The organism is Colwellia sp. SU-HH00943, assembly GCF_057546125.1.
In genome coordinates this window covers 194,044-210,447 of record NZ_BAAJLW010000001.1, presented here as the reverse complement: position 1 = coordinate 210,447, position 16,404 = coordinate 194,044, and the positions used below count along the sequence as shown (strand labels likewise).

General features: G+C 39.4%; 13 protein-coding genes and 1 tRNA gene. 5 read left to right on the top strand and 9 right to left on the bottom strand.

The annotated features are described in order from the left end of the window. Nucleotides 1–89: 89 nt before the first annotated feature. From prfC to aceK, 6 genes are all read right to left on the bottom strand, one after another. Complete coding sequence (gene prfC, locus AC27GZ_RS00880; RefSeq protein WP_487092985.1) at nucleotides 90–1,670, bottom strand: peptide chain release factor 3; 1,581 nt, start codon at nucleotides 1,668–1,670, stop codon at nucleotides 90–92. Nucleotides 1,671–1,798: 128 nt separating this feature from the next. Then, nucleotides 1,799–2,032 carry a hypothetical protein gene (locus AC27GZ_RS00875; RefSeq protein ID WP_487092984.1) on the bottom strand — a complete coding sequence of 78 codons (234 nt, stop codon included), beginning with the start codon at nucleotides 2,030–2,032 and terminating at the stop codon, nucleotides 1,799–1,801. A 108-nt stretch (nucleotides 2,033–2,140) separates the two neighbouring features. Then, nucleotides 2,141–2,608, bottom strand: a complete 468-nt coding sequence (rimI, locus tag AC27GZ_RS00870; RefSeq protein ID WP_487092983.1) for a ribosomal protein S18-alanine N-acetyltransferase — start codon at nucleotides 2,606–2,608, stop codon at nucleotides 2,141–2,143. Next, entirely contained in the window at nucleotides 2,605–3,009 is a 405-nt protein-coding gene (locus AC27GZ_RS00865; RefSeq protein WP_487092982.1) for a DNA polymerase III subunit psi, read from the bottom strand. The genes rimI and AC27GZ_RS00865 overlap by 4 nt, the downstream gene beginning before the upstream one ends. A 105-nt stretch (nucleotides 3,010–3,114) precedes the next feature. Then, nucleotides 3,115–3,191, bottom strand: a tRNA-Trp gene (locus AC27GZ_RS00860). A gap of 96 nt (nucleotides 3,192–3,287) precedes the next feature. After that, complete coding sequence (gene aceK / locus AC27GZ_RS00855; RefSeq protein ID WP_487092981.1) at nucleotides 3,288–5,021, bottom strand: bifunctional isocitrate dehydrogenase kinase/phosphatase; 1,734 nt, start codon at nucleotides 5,019–5,021, stop codon at nucleotides 3,288–3,290. Between the two features lie 310 nt (nucleotides 5,022–5,331). On the opposite strand from aceK, the gene queA reads away from it, so the two are divergent. The 5 genes from queA to secF all read left to right on the top strand — a co-directional run bounded on the left by queA (nucleotide 5,332) and on the right by secF (nucleotide 11,001). Next, nucleotides 5,332–6,387 (top strand): tRNA preQ1(34) S-adenosylmethionine ribosyltransferase-isomerase QueA, encoded by a 1,056-nt coding sequence (gene queA / locus AC27GZ_RS00850; protein WP_487092980.1) that lies wholly within the window; start codon nucleotides 5,332–5,334, stop codon nucleotides 6,385–6,387. 80 nt (nucleotides 6,388–6,467) lie between these two features. After that, complete coding sequence (gene tgt / locus AC27GZ_RS00845; protein ID WP_487093810.1) at nucleotides 6,468–7,601, top strand: tRNA guanosine(34) transglycosylase Tgt; 1,134 nt, start codon at nucleotides 6,468–6,470, stop codon at nucleotides 7,599–7,601. Between the two features lie 51 nt (nucleotides 7,602–7,652). After that, entirely contained in the window at nucleotides 7,653–7,988 is a 336-nt protein-coding gene (gene yajC / locus AC27GZ_RS00840; RefSeq protein WP_487092979.1) for a preprotein translocase subunit YajC, read from the top strand. A 192-nt stretch (nucleotides 7,989–8,180) separates the two neighbouring features. Then, a complete protein-coding gene (gene secD / locus AC27GZ_RS00835; RefSeq protein ID WP_487092978.1) occupies nucleotides 8,181–10,028 on the top strand; it encodes a protein translocase subunit SecD in 1,848 nt (615 codons plus the stop codon). Between the two features lie 22 nt (nucleotides 10,029–10,050). Next, nucleotides 10,051–11,001: a protein translocase subunit SecF gene (secF, locus tag AC27GZ_RS00830; RefSeq protein WP_487092977.1), complete on the top strand. Its 951-nt coding sequence runs from the start codon at nucleotides 10,051–10,053 to the stop codon at nucleotides 10,999–11,001. Nucleotides 11,002–11,106: 105 nt separating this feature from the next. On the opposite strand, the gene mutS is transcribed toward secF, so the two are convergent. From mutS to AC27GZ_RS00815, 3 genes are all read right to left on the bottom strand, one after another. Beyond that, on the bottom strand, nucleotides 11,107–13,689 hold the full coding sequence (gene mutS, locus AC27GZ_RS00825) for a DNA mismatch repair protein MutS (protein WP_487092976.1): 2,583 nt from the start codon (nucleotides 13,687–13,689) through the stop codon (nucleotides 11,107–11,109). A gap of 230 nt (nucleotides 13,690–13,919) precedes the next feature. Next, nucleotides 13,920–14,876: a ThuA domain-containing protein gene (locus tag AC27GZ_RS00820; protein WP_487092975.1), complete on the bottom strand. Its 957-nt coding sequence runs from the start codon at nucleotides 14,874–14,876 to the stop codon at nucleotides 13,920–13,922. Beyond that, nucleotides 14,876–16,366 (bottom strand): DUF7133 domain-containing protein, encoded by a 1,491-nt coding sequence (locus AC27GZ_RS00815; protein ID WP_487092974.1) that lies wholly within the window; start codon nucleotides 16,364–16,366, stop codon nucleotides 14,876–14,878. The genes AC27GZ_RS00820 and AC27GZ_RS00815 overlap by 1 nt, the downstream gene beginning before the upstream one ends. Between the last annotated feature and the right edge of the window lie 38 nt (nucleotides 16,367–16,404).

Genomic DNA, 16,404 nt, shown 5'->3' with positions numbered 1-16,404 from the left:
AAGTCATTTTAGCAGGGAGCATAGGATCCCTATGTGACTTGATAAAATTACGCCGGCAATGCAGCAAAAATTCTATTTAGGTAGCAAAACTAGTGTTCCCGTGTAGCGTGGAACACAATATCTGGATGACGCTCTTGCGCTAACGATAAATTCACCATAGTTGGCGCAATATACGTTAAGTTATCGCCACCATCTAACGCTAGGTTATCACCCGCTTTTTTCTTAAATTGCTCTAAGGTACGCTCATCATCACAAGTACACCAGCGTGCTGTCGCAACGCTAATTGGTTCGTATATCGCATCAACTTTGTATTCTGTTTTCAAACGCTGTACAACTACTTCAAACTGAAGAACACCTACCGCTCCAACAATCATGTCATTATTGATAAAGGGCCTAAATACTTGCACCGCACCTTCTTCTGATAACTGAATCAAACCTTTTTGTAATTGCTTGGCTTTGAGTGGATCTTTTAAACGAATACGGCGGAACATTTCAGGAGCAAAATTAGGAATTCCACTGAACTTCATCATTTCGCCGGCAGTAAAGGTATCACCTATTTGAATACTACCATGGTTATGTAAACCGATAATATCGCCAGCGTAGGCTTCTTCTACGTTTGAGCGATCGCCTGCCATAAAAGTTACCGCATCGGCAATTTTTACGTCTTTACCCAGACGTACTTGCTTCATTTTCATGCCCTTTTCATACTTGCCTGAACAAATACGCATAAAAGCGATACGGTCACGATGTTTTGGATCCATGTTGGCTTGAATTTTAAAAACAAAGCCAGAAAATTTTTCTTCTGTCGCGTTAACTTCACGAGCATCGGTTAAGCGTGGTAATGGCTTAGGGGCCCATTTTGTTAGGCCGTCAAGCATATGATCAACGCCAAAGTTACCCAAAGCTGTACCAAAGAAAACAGGGGTTAGTTCGCCTTGTAAAAACTCATCAAGATCAAATTCATGAGAAGCGCCAATGACTAGCTCAAGTTCTTCACGTAAGTCTTCAGCATAACTGCCTATTGCTTCATCGAGCTCAGGGTTATCTATGCCTTTAATTACGCGTTTTTCTTGAATAGTATGGCCTTGCCCTGATTGATATAAAATGGTTTCATCATCAAGAATATTATAAATGCCTTTAAACTCTTTACCCATGCCAATTGGCCAAGTAATAGGTGCGCATTTAATATTGAGAACTTCTTCAACTTCATCCATCACTTCCATTGGATCACGTACATCACGGTCCATTTTATTCATGAAGGTAATGATGGGCGTATCACGTAAGCGAGTTACTTCCATTAATTTGATGGTTCGAGCTTCTACACCTTTAGCAACATCAATGACCATTAAACATGAATCTACCGCGGTTAGTGTGCGATAGGTATCTTCTGAGAAATCTTCATGGCCTGGCGTATCGAGTAGGTTTACTAAGCAGTCGTTATAGGGGAATTGCATTACTGAAGTAGTGATTGAAATACCACGATCTTTTTCCATTTCCATCCAGTCAGATTTTGCGTGCTGACCTGACTTTTTACCTTTGACTGTACCTGCTTTTTGTAAGGCTTGACCGAACAATAATACCTTTTCGGTAATAGTGGTTTTACCCGCATCGGGGTGAGAAATAATGGCGAACGTGCGACGAAGATCGACTTGTTCTTGTTGAACTGACATGCGAGCTACCCTTTAGGCTAAAGATGCAAATAAAAAAAACGGCACATTATAGCGAAAATACTAGCGAAAAGTCATTCAAAAGCACACGCTTTATGAGCTTTTTAGTGAAATAATTTTTAATTTATAGGCTAATGGAATAAATCAGCAATAAACTCTTGTTCGGCATTGGCTAATATCGGCTGACTGACGACAGGATTCGGGGCTTGTTTAGTGCCTAATTGTTGATGAAGTAAGTAGATACTTTCTTGTGTGTTTAATCCTGTTTGCGTTGCAATTTTATGGATAGCTTCAAATAAAGCTTCATGGGCAACAGTATGTTGTAAACTCGGATTGTTTAATATTGTTTGTTTGCTAGTAAACATGTCCATTCTCAAGGTATAAGTTAATTAGACATTATGTTAGTGCGTGCTGCTATTAGGTTATAGAGTAAACGAGTGATGAAGTGTGTTAAATTGTAATTTTGGGGCTATTTATAAAGATAAACACATAACTATGGCGTCTTCATAACCAAAGCCATTAGCGCTAGGGTAGTATCCTGTTCGGCGACTTGTTTCTATAAAACCTTCGTTCATATATAACATTTGTGCGCTGATATTTTTTGCCCTCACTTCAAGCCATATTTTTACCGCACCTTGCGCCTTGGCTTTTGAAATACATTGCTTTAACAGTTTTTTACCAAAGCCTTGGCCTTGTTCATCAGGGGCTACGCATATATCCATTAACGTTGCTTCATCAATAACGAATTCAGCGATATAAAAACCAATAACTTTTGGTTGCTCATTTTCCGTTTTGCTGAGCTTCTCACCAAAATAGCGTCCACCAATACAACTGCTAAAAGTTTTTTCACTCCAAGGGTGAGAGTGGCACAGGGTTTCTATCGGCATTAATTGCGCTAGATCTTTCTGGCTAATGGCGGAAAATTCTGTGTTTTGACTCATGATATTAACTGCTGATGAATAATGTGCCAAAGCTGTTTTTTTAACGTTGTTGATTTTGAAATAGTACTAACACTGGGGCTAATTAATTTATTGTTCGCATAATGAATTAATGGTTTTTTACTCTCTGTGTTTTCTTTCTCGTGCTCTTTAGGCAAAAAATACCAGTTGAATAGGCCAATATCGAGGCAATTATCTTGCACTTTCACTTCGCCAATACTTAAGTCTAAACACTGTAAAATGTCTTTGAAAATTTGTTGTTGACCCAGTTCACTTAAGCTTTGTTGGTCGTGAGATAAATAAAAATTTGAGTTTTCCTGGCTAGTGTCTTTGTGGTTTTTGCTTTGCCATAAACTGATCCCCATTTCATTGAGCTGATCAAATTGTCTTGAGGTTATCGCCATAATACTGTGTTAGAGAGAAATAATACGCTAATAATGACAGACTTAATGCTTATTAGAAAGTGGATCTGAAATTGATTTGTTATAGAAAATACGAAGAAAGGAAAATGGCAGGGGTGGAGAGATTCGAACTCCCAACCGTCGGTTTTGGAGACCGCTGTTCTACCAATTGGAACTACACCCCTGCAACGGATTCGAATTATACTGATGCTCAGCCAAAGGTAAAGAGTTAATCGTTAATTAATGATAATTGTTTGCTTGTTTGTTTGTTAATTAGCCACTTACCTATTTGCTCGGATATTCGCAAACCTAAATTTATCAGGGTAAGGGTAAACATCTTCAAACACACCATTTGCCACATTTTGTTGACATTGTTGCCAGTAACTTGCGGTTAATAAATCTTCATGATGTATTTTAAATGCCTTTAAATATTTTGGATTAGCTAAAGCAAAAGTAGCTAATTCTTCAGGGAACATATCGCCAGGAGCAACCGAATACCATGGCTCAGCCGCATAAATTTGTTCTTCTGTTCTGGGGACAGGCTTTACTCTAAAATTAACTTCGTTCATGTAAGTTATTTCGTCGTAATCGTAAAAAATAACGCGACCATGGCGGGTTACACCAAAGTTTTTGAGTAGCATGTCACCCGGGAAAATATCGGCAGAAATTAACTGTTTAATGGCTTTACCATAACCATAAAGTGCATTATTAATTTCTTCATCACTGGCTTGTGCTAGGTATAAATTTAATGGCACCATGCGCCGCTCTATATATAAGTGTTCGATGATAATTAGGTCATCTTCATAGCGAATAATCGAAGGTGCAACTTGGTTTAGCTCTGCTAAAAGTTCTTCATTAAATCGATCTTTAGGAAAAGCGACTTCAGAATATTCCATGGTATCCGCCATACGCCCCACTCTGTCGTGTTGTTTAACTAAACGATATTTCCCTTTAACATCTTTTTTAGTCATGTTTTTACTGGGAGAAAACTTATCTTTGATGATTTTGAACACATAAGGGTATGAGGGCAGGGTAAATACCGACATCACCATACCTTTAATACCGGCGGCTAATTCTAGTTTATCGTCACTGCTATCAAGGTGATTGAGAAAGTCTCGGTAAAATTGTGTTTTACCTTGTTTGTGAAAACCAATGGCGGAATATAAATCAGCTTTGGTTTTATGGGGCATTAAGCTTTGTAAAAAGTTAACCAAAGCATAAGGGTGCTGACAATCCACAAAGAAGTAGGCGCGAGCGAAACCAAACACTACAGCCATGTCTTCACAGTCAGTTAATAAAGCATCTATGTATAAGCTACCTTGTTCATTATTTAAAACTGACACAATGAAAGGTGTTTCACCTGCTGGCGAAATAACTCGCCCAATAAGATAAGCACCTTTATTTCGATAAAAAGTAAAATTTAAAATATCGAACTGTAAATCTTCTAGTTTAAAACGTGTTTTATGTGCTTTACGGCGAAAGGCACTGATCAGAATGTCAACATCGCCTTCTAAATCAATAAAAGGTACCGTGCTTTTTTGAGAATTCATTATGTCGCAGATGGTTTGTTTTAAGCCTTTTTCCTCTGGTTTATAACTCGTATAAATGTTTGGAGTAGGTCTATCATCAAGTTGATGCGCTGTACTTTCGACAAAAATATAATCGTTGTGGTAATACTTACGTTCAAAGAGTTTACAAAAAACGGAGTTATAGAATGTTTCTGCCAACTCAGGTTGATTATGGCTAGCTAAAAGTTTGATATATTCTTTTTTGACTTGTAGCCATAGTGTGTCATCGAGGGTGTTGATAAAAAAATCTTCCTGGATGGTGTTATAAGTTTCTTTAACCCGTTGCTCATAAAAAGTCGTTCTTGCTTTAGCTGCTTGTTGAACTTCTGCCCATTGGCACTGCTGAAATCGTTGTTGTGCAGACTGAGTAATCTCAATAAACAGATGGATATGGCGATTAAAACCATTGATGATTGTGGTTGCGATTGAAAAAGCGAGATTGTTCATATGGGCAGCCTGTCATGAAGTTCTTGATAGTTATGAGCATACGTTAAAAATAACATTTCGACAGGTGGTTTCAGGTAAATACTGAATATAATTAATAATTATGTTGTTGCGGATCAATTTAAAGAAGTTTGCTAGCAATATCCTTAGTGTTAGTTAGTTTATTTCTCTTGCCATTAAAGGCCTTGGGCTCTAAAATTACGCGTTTTGTTTTCATTAATAGACTTGTTGCTAATTACGCTTAGTACGTATAGTGCTTAGCGGCATGCTCAACTATTAATTATCAACCAAAAGGTAAGCTCTACTTTATATCATGCGTGTTTCTGATTTCTCTTTTGATTTACCCAGTGAGTTAATTGCTCGATTCCCTAAAGCTGATCGTACTGGTAGCCGATTAATGACGCTAAATGGTGACAGCGGTGCAATAGCTGATCTGGGTTTTAAAGATATTTTATCGCAGCTCAATGCTGGCGATTTACTGGTGTTTAATAATACCCGCGTTATTCCAGCACGTATGTTTGGGCAAAAATCTAGCGGTGGAAAAATTGAAGTATTGGTTGAGCGCTTAATTGATAAAAATACAGTGTTAGCCCATATTCGCGCCAGTAAGTCACCAAAAGAGGGAGCTGAGTTGTTACTTGAAGGAACAGCAAAAGCCACTATGGTTGCCCGTCATGGCGCGTTATTTGAGCTGAAGTTTCATGGTGAAAAGTCAGTGCTTTCTATTCTAGACGATATTGGCCATATGCCATTGCCTCCATATATAGATAGACCCGATGAAACCAGTGATCGTGAACGTTATCAAACAGTTTATAATGAAAAGCCTGGTGCCGTTGCCGCACCAACAGCAGGCTTGCATTTTGACGACGCATTGCTTGAGCAAATTAAAGCCAAAGGTGTTGAACTAGCTTTTATCACTTTACATGTTGGTGCAGGCACTTTTCAGCCAGTAAAAGTGGATGAAATAGCCGATCATATTATGCATGCTGAATATGTTGAAGTGCCGGAAGACGTTGTTCAGCAAATTCAGCAAACGAGAACTAATGGTGGCCGTGTGATTGCGGTGGGCACAACCTCAGTGCGATCACTTGAAAGTGCCGCGACTTCTGCACAAGAGCAAGGCAGTGAACTGGCGGCTTTTTATGGTGATACCGATATTTTTATTACCCCAGGTTATGAATTTAAGGTAGTCGATGCCTTAATCACTAATTTTCATTTATCGGAATCAACCTTATTAATGTTAGTGAGCGCTTTTGCTGGTTACGACAATATTATGAGTGCTTATCAGCATGCCATTAACGAAAAATATCGTTTCTTTAGTTATGGTGATGCGATGTTCCTCACCAAGCAAATGTTAACTAAAAAATAGTCAGCGCGAATTTTTCGCGTTTTTGAAGATGAACCATCAGCCTGTTTCGCTGGTAGGTAGGAAAAGTTATGAAAAGTAAAATGCAATACACCTTATTAAATACTGACGGTAAAGCCCGTCGTGGTCGTTTAACCTTTGATCGTGGTACTGTTGAAACGCCAGCATTTATGCCGGTAGGTACTTATGGTACCGTTAAAGGGATGAAAACCGACGAAGTACGTGATACAGGTGCTGAAATCATATTAGGCAATACCTTCCACTTAATGCTACGCCCGGGTACGGACATTATTGAGCAACATGGCGATTTGCATGATTTTATTCATTGGGATAAACCTATCCTGACAGATTCAGGTGGTTTTCAGGTATTTAGCCTAGGTAAAATGCGCAAAATCACCGAAGAAGGGGTTCGCTTTAGTTCGCCAGTCAATGGTGAAAAAATAATGTTAACGCCTGAACGCTCAATGGAAGTACAGCGTAAACTAGGATCGGATGTTGTGATGATCTTTGATGAATGTACGCCATATCCAGCAACGCACAAAGAATCAAAAGACTCCATGGAATTATCGCTTCGCTGGGCACAACGCTCAAAAGATGCCCATGGCGATAACCCGTCAGCATTATTTGGTATAGTGCAAGGCGGAATGTATGAAGATTTACGCGAAGTGTCTATAAATGGCCTGAAGGCTATTGATTTCGATGGCTACGCGATTGGTGGTTTATCGGTTGGTGAGCCAAAAGAAGATATGATTCGCATATTAGATCACACTGCCCCCTTGATTCCACAAAATAAGCCCCGATACTTGATGGGAGTAGGTAAGCCTGAAGATTTGGTGGAAGGTGTTCGCCGAGGCATTGATATGTTCGATTGTGTTATGCCAACGCGTAATGCTAGAAATGGTCATTTATTTGTTAATACCGGTGTGATTAAAATTCGTAATGCCAGTAATAAAACAGATACTGGGCCATTAGATCCCACATGTGATTGCTATACATGTAAAAATTATTCACGTGCTTATTTACATCATTTAGATAAGTGCAAAGAGATCTTAGGTTCGCAATTAAATACCTTACATAACTTACATTTTTATCAAAAAGTGATGCAAGGTTTGCGTGATGCTATTGAGCAAGGTAAATTAGACGATTTTGTTGAAGAGTTTTATGCGCTAAGAAATAAACCTGTGCCGCCATTAGCACAAGGCAGTAAACAGGTTTAACTTAAGTAAAAACAATTTTATTAATTATTAAAAGAAGTAGAAGAGGATAATATGAGTTTATTTATAAATACAGCCCACGCCGCAGCCGCTCCAGCACCAGCCGGAGGTGGTATGGAAATGATCATCATGCTAGCGGTTTTTGGTTTAGTATTTTATTTTATGATTTACCGCCCACAAGCTAAGCGTGTTAAAGAGCATAAAAGCTTAATGTCTGCGTTATCAAAAGGTGACGAAGTGCTTACTCAAGGTGGCATTGTTGGTAAAATTGTAAAAGTATCAGACGAGAAAGATTTTATTGTTGTTAGCGTAGCTGAAGGTACTGAAGTTACTGTACAAAAAGCAGCTATTAATGCGGTATTACCTAAAGGCACAATGAAATCTTTGTAATACTTTAGTTGATAGTTAACTAGCGCTGAAGTTATAGGAAATACCCATTGATTAGTGTCATGCTGGTATTTCCTTTTTTGCACCTTCTCACTTGCTAAGTCACTTTGAATGCAAACATTATAATAATTACTTTGTAGTTACCGTCTATAAAGTAAGCATTAAATAAAAGTAATAAATGAAAAAGGACAAATTGTGTTAAACAAATACCCTTTATGGAAAACACTGATGGTAGCGTTTATCGTTGCCTTAGGTGCACTCTATGCCACACCTAACCTTTATGGTGAAGATCCTGCTGTACAGGTTTCAGGGTTACGTGGTGTTGAAGCGAATGTTGCCACCCTTGATACTATCAAAGGGCATTTAAGTGAAAATAATATTGATTACGCCAGTATTGTTTTAGAAGAAGGGCAAGTTCTTACCCGCTTTAAAAATACTGAAGATCAGCTAAAAGCACGTGACGTGCTTGACGATAACTTAGGTAAAAAATATTCTGTTGCCTTAAACCTTACGCCTGCTACCCCAGATTGGTTAGCGGGTATTGGTGGCACACCAATGAAGCTTGGTTTAGATTTAAGTGGTGGTGTTAGCTTCTTAATGGAAGTCAACATGAAAGAAGCCATCAATAAAGCCAAAGTTGGTATGGTTGCTGATTTTCGTGGTGATTTACGCAATGAGAAAATTCGTTATCGTAGTGTAAAAGAAGAGGGTGATGCCATTGTTATTCAGTTTCGTAAAGCTGAAGACCTTGACCAAGCCGAGTCTTTACTAAAAAAACGTTACCGTGATCTTTTACTGAATACTGACGACGATACCTTAACCTTATCAGCACAAATGACGGATATTAAGCTTAAAGAAATTCGCGAATATGCCTTACAGCAAAATATTACTATTATCCGCAACCGTGTTAATGAACTTGGTGTTGCTGAGCCATTAGTACAACGTCAGGGTCAAAAACATATTGTTATTGAATTACCGGGTGTTCAAGATACGGCTAAAGCGAAAGAAATTCTTAATGCTACCGCTACTATCGAATTTAGATTAGTAGATACCGAAGGTGACTTATCAGCGGCATTAAATGGTCGTGTACCGGCTAGCTCTATTTTATTAACAGATAAAGACGGTCAACCAACGTTATTGAAAAAACGCATCATGCTAACCGGCGATCACATTACTGATGCTAAGTCTGGCTTTGATGAATACTCACGCCCTCAAGTAAATATTTCTTTAGATAGTGCTGGCGGTAGTAAAATGTCTAACGGCACCAAAAGTAATATTGGTAAGCCGATGGCAACCGTTTTTATTGAATATAAACCAACCGAGCGACGTGATGCTGAAGGCAATATAATCTTCGAAAAAGTTCAAGAAGTTATCTCTGTAGCTACAATTCAAGCGCGTTTAGGTAAAAACTTTAGAATTACTGGTGCTGGCTCACAAGCTGAAGCACATAATTTAGCATTACTATTACGTGCTGGTGCCTTAATTGCGCCAATTACGATTGTTGAAGAACGTACTGTTGGGCCGACATTAGGTGCAGAGAACGTTAAATTAGGTTTTCAGGCTATCGTACTGGGCTTTGGTTTAGTGTTCATTTTTATGATTATTTACTATCGCGCTTTTGGTGTTGTAGCAAACTTTGCCTTAGGTGCTAACTTAGTGCTCATTGTTGGTATTATGTCAATGATTCCTGGCGCAACATTAACCTTACCGGGCATGGCAGGTATAGTTCTGACTGTTGGTATGGCCGTTGATGCGAATGTATTGATATTTGAGCGTATTCGAGAAGAAATTCGAGAAGGCAAAACAATCCAGCAAGCTATTCATCAAGGTTATGAAGCCGCATTTTCAACTATTATTGATGCCAATATCACCACGTTAATTGCAGCATTAATTCTTTTTGCTGTTGGCACGGGGCCAGTGAAAGGCTTTGCTGTGACATTATCTATCGGTATTATCACTTCAATGTTTACTTCAGTCGTTGGCTCTAGAACCATTGTTAATGCAGTTTGGGGCGGTAAACGCCTTGAAAAGCTATCCATATAGTTAAGACGGGAATTTAAATATAATGCAAATTTTACAATTGAAAAACACCGTCGCCTTTATGAAGTATCGCAAAATTGCGATGGTTTTTAGTGCGCTATTAATGATGGCGGCAATCACTTCACTAGCGGTTAATAAATTAAACTTTGGTTTAGATTTTACCGGCGGTACCTTAATTGAGGTAGGCTTTGATCAAGCCGCTGATCTACAAAAACTGCGTCAGTTAATGCAAGATAATGGTCATGATGATGCCAAAATTCAATTTTATGGTAGTAGCCGTGACGTTGTTATTCGCCTTGGTTTACGTGAAGACGTAAAAGCTGAAATGTTAGGCAATGAAATTTTGTCAATATTACAATCTGGTACGGGGCAGAATGTTGATATGCGCCGTATAGAGTTTGTTGGTGCTAGCGTTGGTGATGAACTTACAGAGCAAGGTGGTTTAGCGATGCTTACCGCATTAATCTGTATTCTAGTTTATGTTGCTTTTCGTTTTGAATGGCGTTTTGCTATAGGCTCGGTTATTGCCCTTTTCCACGATGTTCTCTTGACGTTAGGCTTATTCTCTATTTTAGGTTTAGAATTTGACTTAACAGTACTGGCGGCAATTTTAGCGGTTATCGGTTACTCGCTAAATGATACTATTGTTGTCTCGGATCGTATTCGTGAAAACTTCCGTAAAATTAGAGACACCTTACCTGAAGAAATTATTAATATTTCATTGACGCAAACCTTAAGTCGTACCTTTATTACGTCAATAACGACCTTATTGGTATTAGCGGCATTATTCTTTAAAGGTGGTGCGTTAATTCACGGTTTTGCAACTGCATTGCTATTTGGTGTGTTTGTAGGTACTTACTCTTCGATTTATGTCGCTTCATTAGTGGCATTATCTTTAGGCATTTCTAGAGATGATTTAATTCCGGAAGTGATTGAAAAAGAAGGTGCAGATCAAGACGAAATGATGATGCCATAAGGCATGGTTTTCGTATTTTTCGTATAGCTAATAAAAAGCCGAACAACGATTGTTGTTCGGCTTTTTTTAATTGTATTTAAGGTATTAAAGACGTTATTTCGAGGTTTACTTTAAGGTTTCTTTTAAGGTATAGATGAGATCTAACGCTTGTCTTGGCGAAAGATCATTTTCATCAATGTCACGCAAAGTGTTTAGCGCTGGGTGATCATCTGCCACTAACGATAATTGCTGAAAGCTCTCGCTTTGCTCTGGTAAAATTGAAGGCGCTTGTTGGTTTTCTAATTCAAGTAAACGTTGCTTAGCACGACTGATAACTGCTTTAGGCACTCCAGCAAGCTGGGCAACTTGTAAGCCAAAGCTTTTACTGGCAGCACCTTCTTGAACAGCATGCATAAAGATAATGTTATCATCATGCTCCATAGCATCTAAGTGGACATTCGCTAAGCTTTCTATTTGCTGAGCTAATAGAGTGAGTTCAAAGTAGTGAGTGGCAAATAAGGTGAAAGCTTGAGTTTTTAACGCTAGCATTTCAGCACACGCCCAAGCGAGTGATAGTCCGTCATAAGTACTGGTGCCGCGGCCTATTTCATCAAGTAATACCAAGCTTCGCTCAGTAGCATTATGTAAAATATTTGCAGTTTCTGTCATTTCCACCATAAAGGTTGAACGGCCGCTAGCTAAGTCATCAGACGCACCAATACGGGTGAAAATGCGATCCACCATGCCAATTTTAGCGCCTTGTGCAGGCACAAAACAGCCGACATGGGCAAGGAGTACTATCAGTGCCGTTTGGCGCATATAGGTTGATTTACCCCCCATATTCGGGCCGGTAATAATGAGCATTTTTCGCTGCTCAGTCAGCACGACAGGGTTTGCAATAAAAGCATCATCAGTCATTTGTTCAACAACCGCGTGACGTCCCGCTTCAATATCTATACCTGCATCATGGCTAAGGCTTGGTTTCACATAATTTAACGTGATTGCTCGCTCGGCAAAGGTAGTTAATACATCAAGCTCAGCAATGGCTTGACTTAATGATTGTAGCTGTGAAATTTTTGGCAGCATTTTCTCAAAAAGCTCTTGATATAACCGTTTTTCTAACGCTAAAAATTGGCTTTGGGCACTGAGTACTTTATGCTCATGCTCTTTTAACTCTTCGGTAATAAAGCGCTCATTGTTTTTTAGCGTTTGACGGCGTATATAATGCTCCGGCACATCATTTGCCGCGCTTTTACTGATTTCGATAAAAAAGCCGTGTACGCGGTTATAGCCTACTTTAAGCGTTTGAATTCCTGTGCGTTCTTTTTCTCTGGTTTCAAGCTCAGTTAAAAAATTCTCAGCCCCTTGGCTTAAGTCGCGTAAGGTATCTAACTCATCATTGTATCCGGGGGCTATAACGCCACCATCACGAATTAATACGGGCGGGTTCTCAACAATGGCATCTTCGAGTAGAGATTGAATATCTAACATGGGCAAACAATCTTGCCCTAATTGATGAATATAGCCTTGTTTGGATTCAGATAAGTAACTTTGTAATTCGGGCAACTGTTGCAGCGCATAACGTAGACGCGCAAAGTCGCGTGGACGTGCAGAGCCAAGTGCGATGCGTGAAATAATACGCTCAATATCACCCAAGCCTTTAAATAAAGGGTGAATATCAAGCTGTAATTCTTTTTCGATGATCTGCTCTATGGCATTTTGTCTGTTGGTGAGAACTTCAATATCGCGTAAAGGGAAGTGCAACCAACGTTTTAATAACCGTGAGCCCATTGGCGTGGCTGATTTATCTAATATTGAGGCAAGGGTATTATCAACCCCCCCTTGTAAGTTTTGAGTTAACTCTAGATTGCGCCTAGTTGCAGCATCAAGAATCACCCCTTTGTGTGCTGATTCCGTTAAAATAGCTCTAATATGAGGTAAAGCAGTGCGCTGAGTATCTTTTACATATTGAAATAAACAACCGGCAGCGGCAAGCCCTAAGGGTTTATTTTCAACTCCAAAACCTGTGAGCTCTTTCGTGCCAAATTGCTGATTGAGCAAGTTTGTAGCTGTTTGTAAATCAAATTCCCATTCTGGGCGTCTACGTAAACCTTTACAGTGCTCAATTAACGTAAAGTTAGCGAAAGTTTCAGGGTAGAGTAGCTCCGCTGGAGATAGGCGTTGCAGCTCAGCTTGTAACTGTTCTTCAGTTTCTGGCTCAGTTAAGATAAAGCGGCCACTGGTCATGTCTAAATAAGCTAACCCAAAGGCTGACTCAGCCGTTTTACTTTGTCTATTTTGGTTTTCAAATACGGCAACAATCAGGTTATCTTGTTTATCAGTTAGTAATGCTTCATCACTTACCGTACCCGGTGTAATAACACGAACCACTTTTCGCTCAACAGGGCCTTTACTTGTTGCGGGGTCGCCAACTTGCTCACATATAGCAACACTTTCACCCAGTTGTACAAGTTTTGCTAAATAGTTTTCTACCGCATGATAAGGAACACCTGCCATTGGAATTGCATTACCACCCGTTTTACCACGTGCCGTTAATGAAATGTCTAATAAGTCAGAGGCTTTTTTAGCATCTTCAAAAAATAATTCGTAAAAATCACCCATGCGATAGAAAATTAAAATATGTGGAAATTCAGCCTTAATGGTTAAGTACTGACGCATCATAGGGGTGTGTTGAGATAAGTCTTGCATGTTTTAATTACACTTTGCTTTTGTATTGCCACTTGTGCGACTGTTGGTGCGGTTGTTGTAAACTAACCTGAGTAGGTTTAGCGGTAGTATCTCATTCCTTTGAGAAATCTACATTACACTTGTAAGTTTACTAACATTCGAAGTTATAAATGCAATGATACTGATATTAGAAAATTAGTGCTATAGCCGATCTAAATATGGATAAAAAATAAAATGCAGCTGGCGCTTGTTTACCTACTAGTTTCCACTTCTCCTGTGGCTGCCCATTCAGTGCCTTTTGTTACTAGCGCAATAAAATGTGGATCAGAAAAAGCAGCTTCACCATGGCCAAGGGTGGTATGAAATACACGCCCTTTATGGTATTTAATGGTCATAGCGACTATTTCATGACGACCAAAGCCGTTGTATTTTTTATCATCAAAGGCACTGGCTAATACGGTTAAATTTTTAGCAGGACCGCGTAAACGGTTATAGAGTTCATCGCTACTGTGCATCCATTTAAGCGGCATATCCCTCATGATGGGATGTGTTTGGTTTCTGCTTTGAATTTCAAATGTATGCTGCTTTCCATGGCCACCCGCATTGCCTGGTGAGAAATCACGCTTGAGCTCGTTATGTTCATTGAGATAAAGGTATGGGCCATTTTTTTCTGTTCTCCCTCCCCAGCCGCCTAAGCCAATCATCTTGTTATATTCAGGCCAGTGGGGAAACGAGTTATTTGCAGCGTGAATGGAGACAAAACCTCCACCTTCACGCATAAAGTTTTCAAAAGCTATTTGTGTTTTTTGTGGCCAAGGTGCTGCTTGCCAGCCAAAATTAGAAATCACCACATCATAATCAGCAAAGTTAGGGGTAAAACTTGCGTCAATTTCAGGGGCAGCACTGTCTTGGTGTACTCGCCCATCGTTTGCAGGATACATTGCAATTAACTTACCGCCGTTCCATGTTTTTAAACTGCGATAAACATCTACTTCAAACCTTCCTGTTTTCTGTAAAAACTGTTTCATCATGTCTGTGGTTTTAGGCCAAATAACATGATTGTTTTGACCATCAAGGATTAACACATGGATTTTTTGAGTATCATCACTGGTTTGTGTGCAACCGAATAAAAAGCAGCTGATGAGTATTAAGCTTTGTTTAAGATTGTGCTTAATGTAGCGTTTACGGTTTTGTTTAAGGAGTCGCACTATTCACCTTTGATTAGCTGATTGATGGTGTAATACACTTTTTCAACACTGACGGCTCGCCCTGTTGTGTCTCTTAAACCGGGAAAATCAATTTGTACCACTTTGTTTTGGGTAAGGGGTAAGTTGATATTTAGGGTTTTCTTGTCCTTGGATAGAGTAATCTCTGTTATTGGTAATGCTGCGAGGTCTATTTTTGGCGAGCCATAATTACTTGAATAATGATAATGCCACTGCTGAGCTGATAAACTGGCTAAGTTGACTGTGTTCGCATCGAGTGCATCAGTAAAGGTTAAACTAAAGCCTGTTTTAGTTAACTTGATAGTCAGCAATTCAAATGGGTTAGTACCGTCCCAAACCACTTTTTGTAAGCCAAAAGGTTTTGGCCCTTGAGCTCCCCAGCCTCGTGCAGTTTGTCCAACCCATAGTTGACCATTTTTATCAAATGTCGTGCGAATATTGCCACTTTGAAACTTGTTGATAAAGTTGATGACAGCGCCTTGGTATTGACCGTTAACTTTATCAAGTATCACTCTAAAAATATTAGATTGTGTTTGATCGCCAATAAATATCTGACCACTAAAAGGACCAAATTTACCTAAGCTAGTATCCCACGATGGATTACCCGGCGAGTTGGCAACTTCAACATGAGGTATCCAGACTACGGGTTTTTCACTCATGGCAGCAAGTTCATCTAAAGTTAATTTAGCGACACTTTCGCGAGTATGATCTTCAATCTCAATTAATGAAACGGGGTGTCCATAAAACTTGTTTTCTGCTAATAAATGTAATTTTGATGTCGGAACCCAATCTCCTTGGTTATCAGTAAAAAATACCTCTCCATTAGGGCTTGTACCAATACCGGCGGGTGATCTTAACCCCCAAGCATATGGAGAGTATTCCCCCTCTTTTGACACTTTAAATGCGAAACCTCTATGGCCACCCGGCGATCCCATAGCCCCTAGAGTAAAAGCATCTGGGTTATTGTGGCTCAAATTGAGGGTGCCAAAATAATTGCCCTGGTGATCTTTGGTTGGCCCAAAGGTGAATTCATGATAATTGTCATGAAACTCCCAGCCATTGGCTAAAACGATAAACTCATCGGCCACACCATCACCATTATTATCTTTTAACTTGGTTAACTCAGGCTTCTGTGCAACGAGTATTGAGCCATCATCTTCGACTAAAAGGCCTGTTGGCTCGTGCAAGCCTTCAGCAAATTTAGTCCAGTTGTTTTCTTGGTAATACCAAATATCCCCCAAACGTGTTGCCACCCAAATAACACCGTTAGCGTCGCTATCTAAGCCTGTGATATGAAACCTAACATCTTTTGGGGTTTCAATGGTGACGATACTGTAGCCGTCAGGTTTATAAGCATGCTTTGGTGCTTCTTGGCTATAGACATTTAAACTTAAGGTACATGCCATGATGATGGATAAGCAAGTAGACACTTTATTTAACAGATATACTTTCAAAACTTTATATTTTTTCATACTTTATGCTTGGCTTATTTATGGTATTTAAAGTTAAT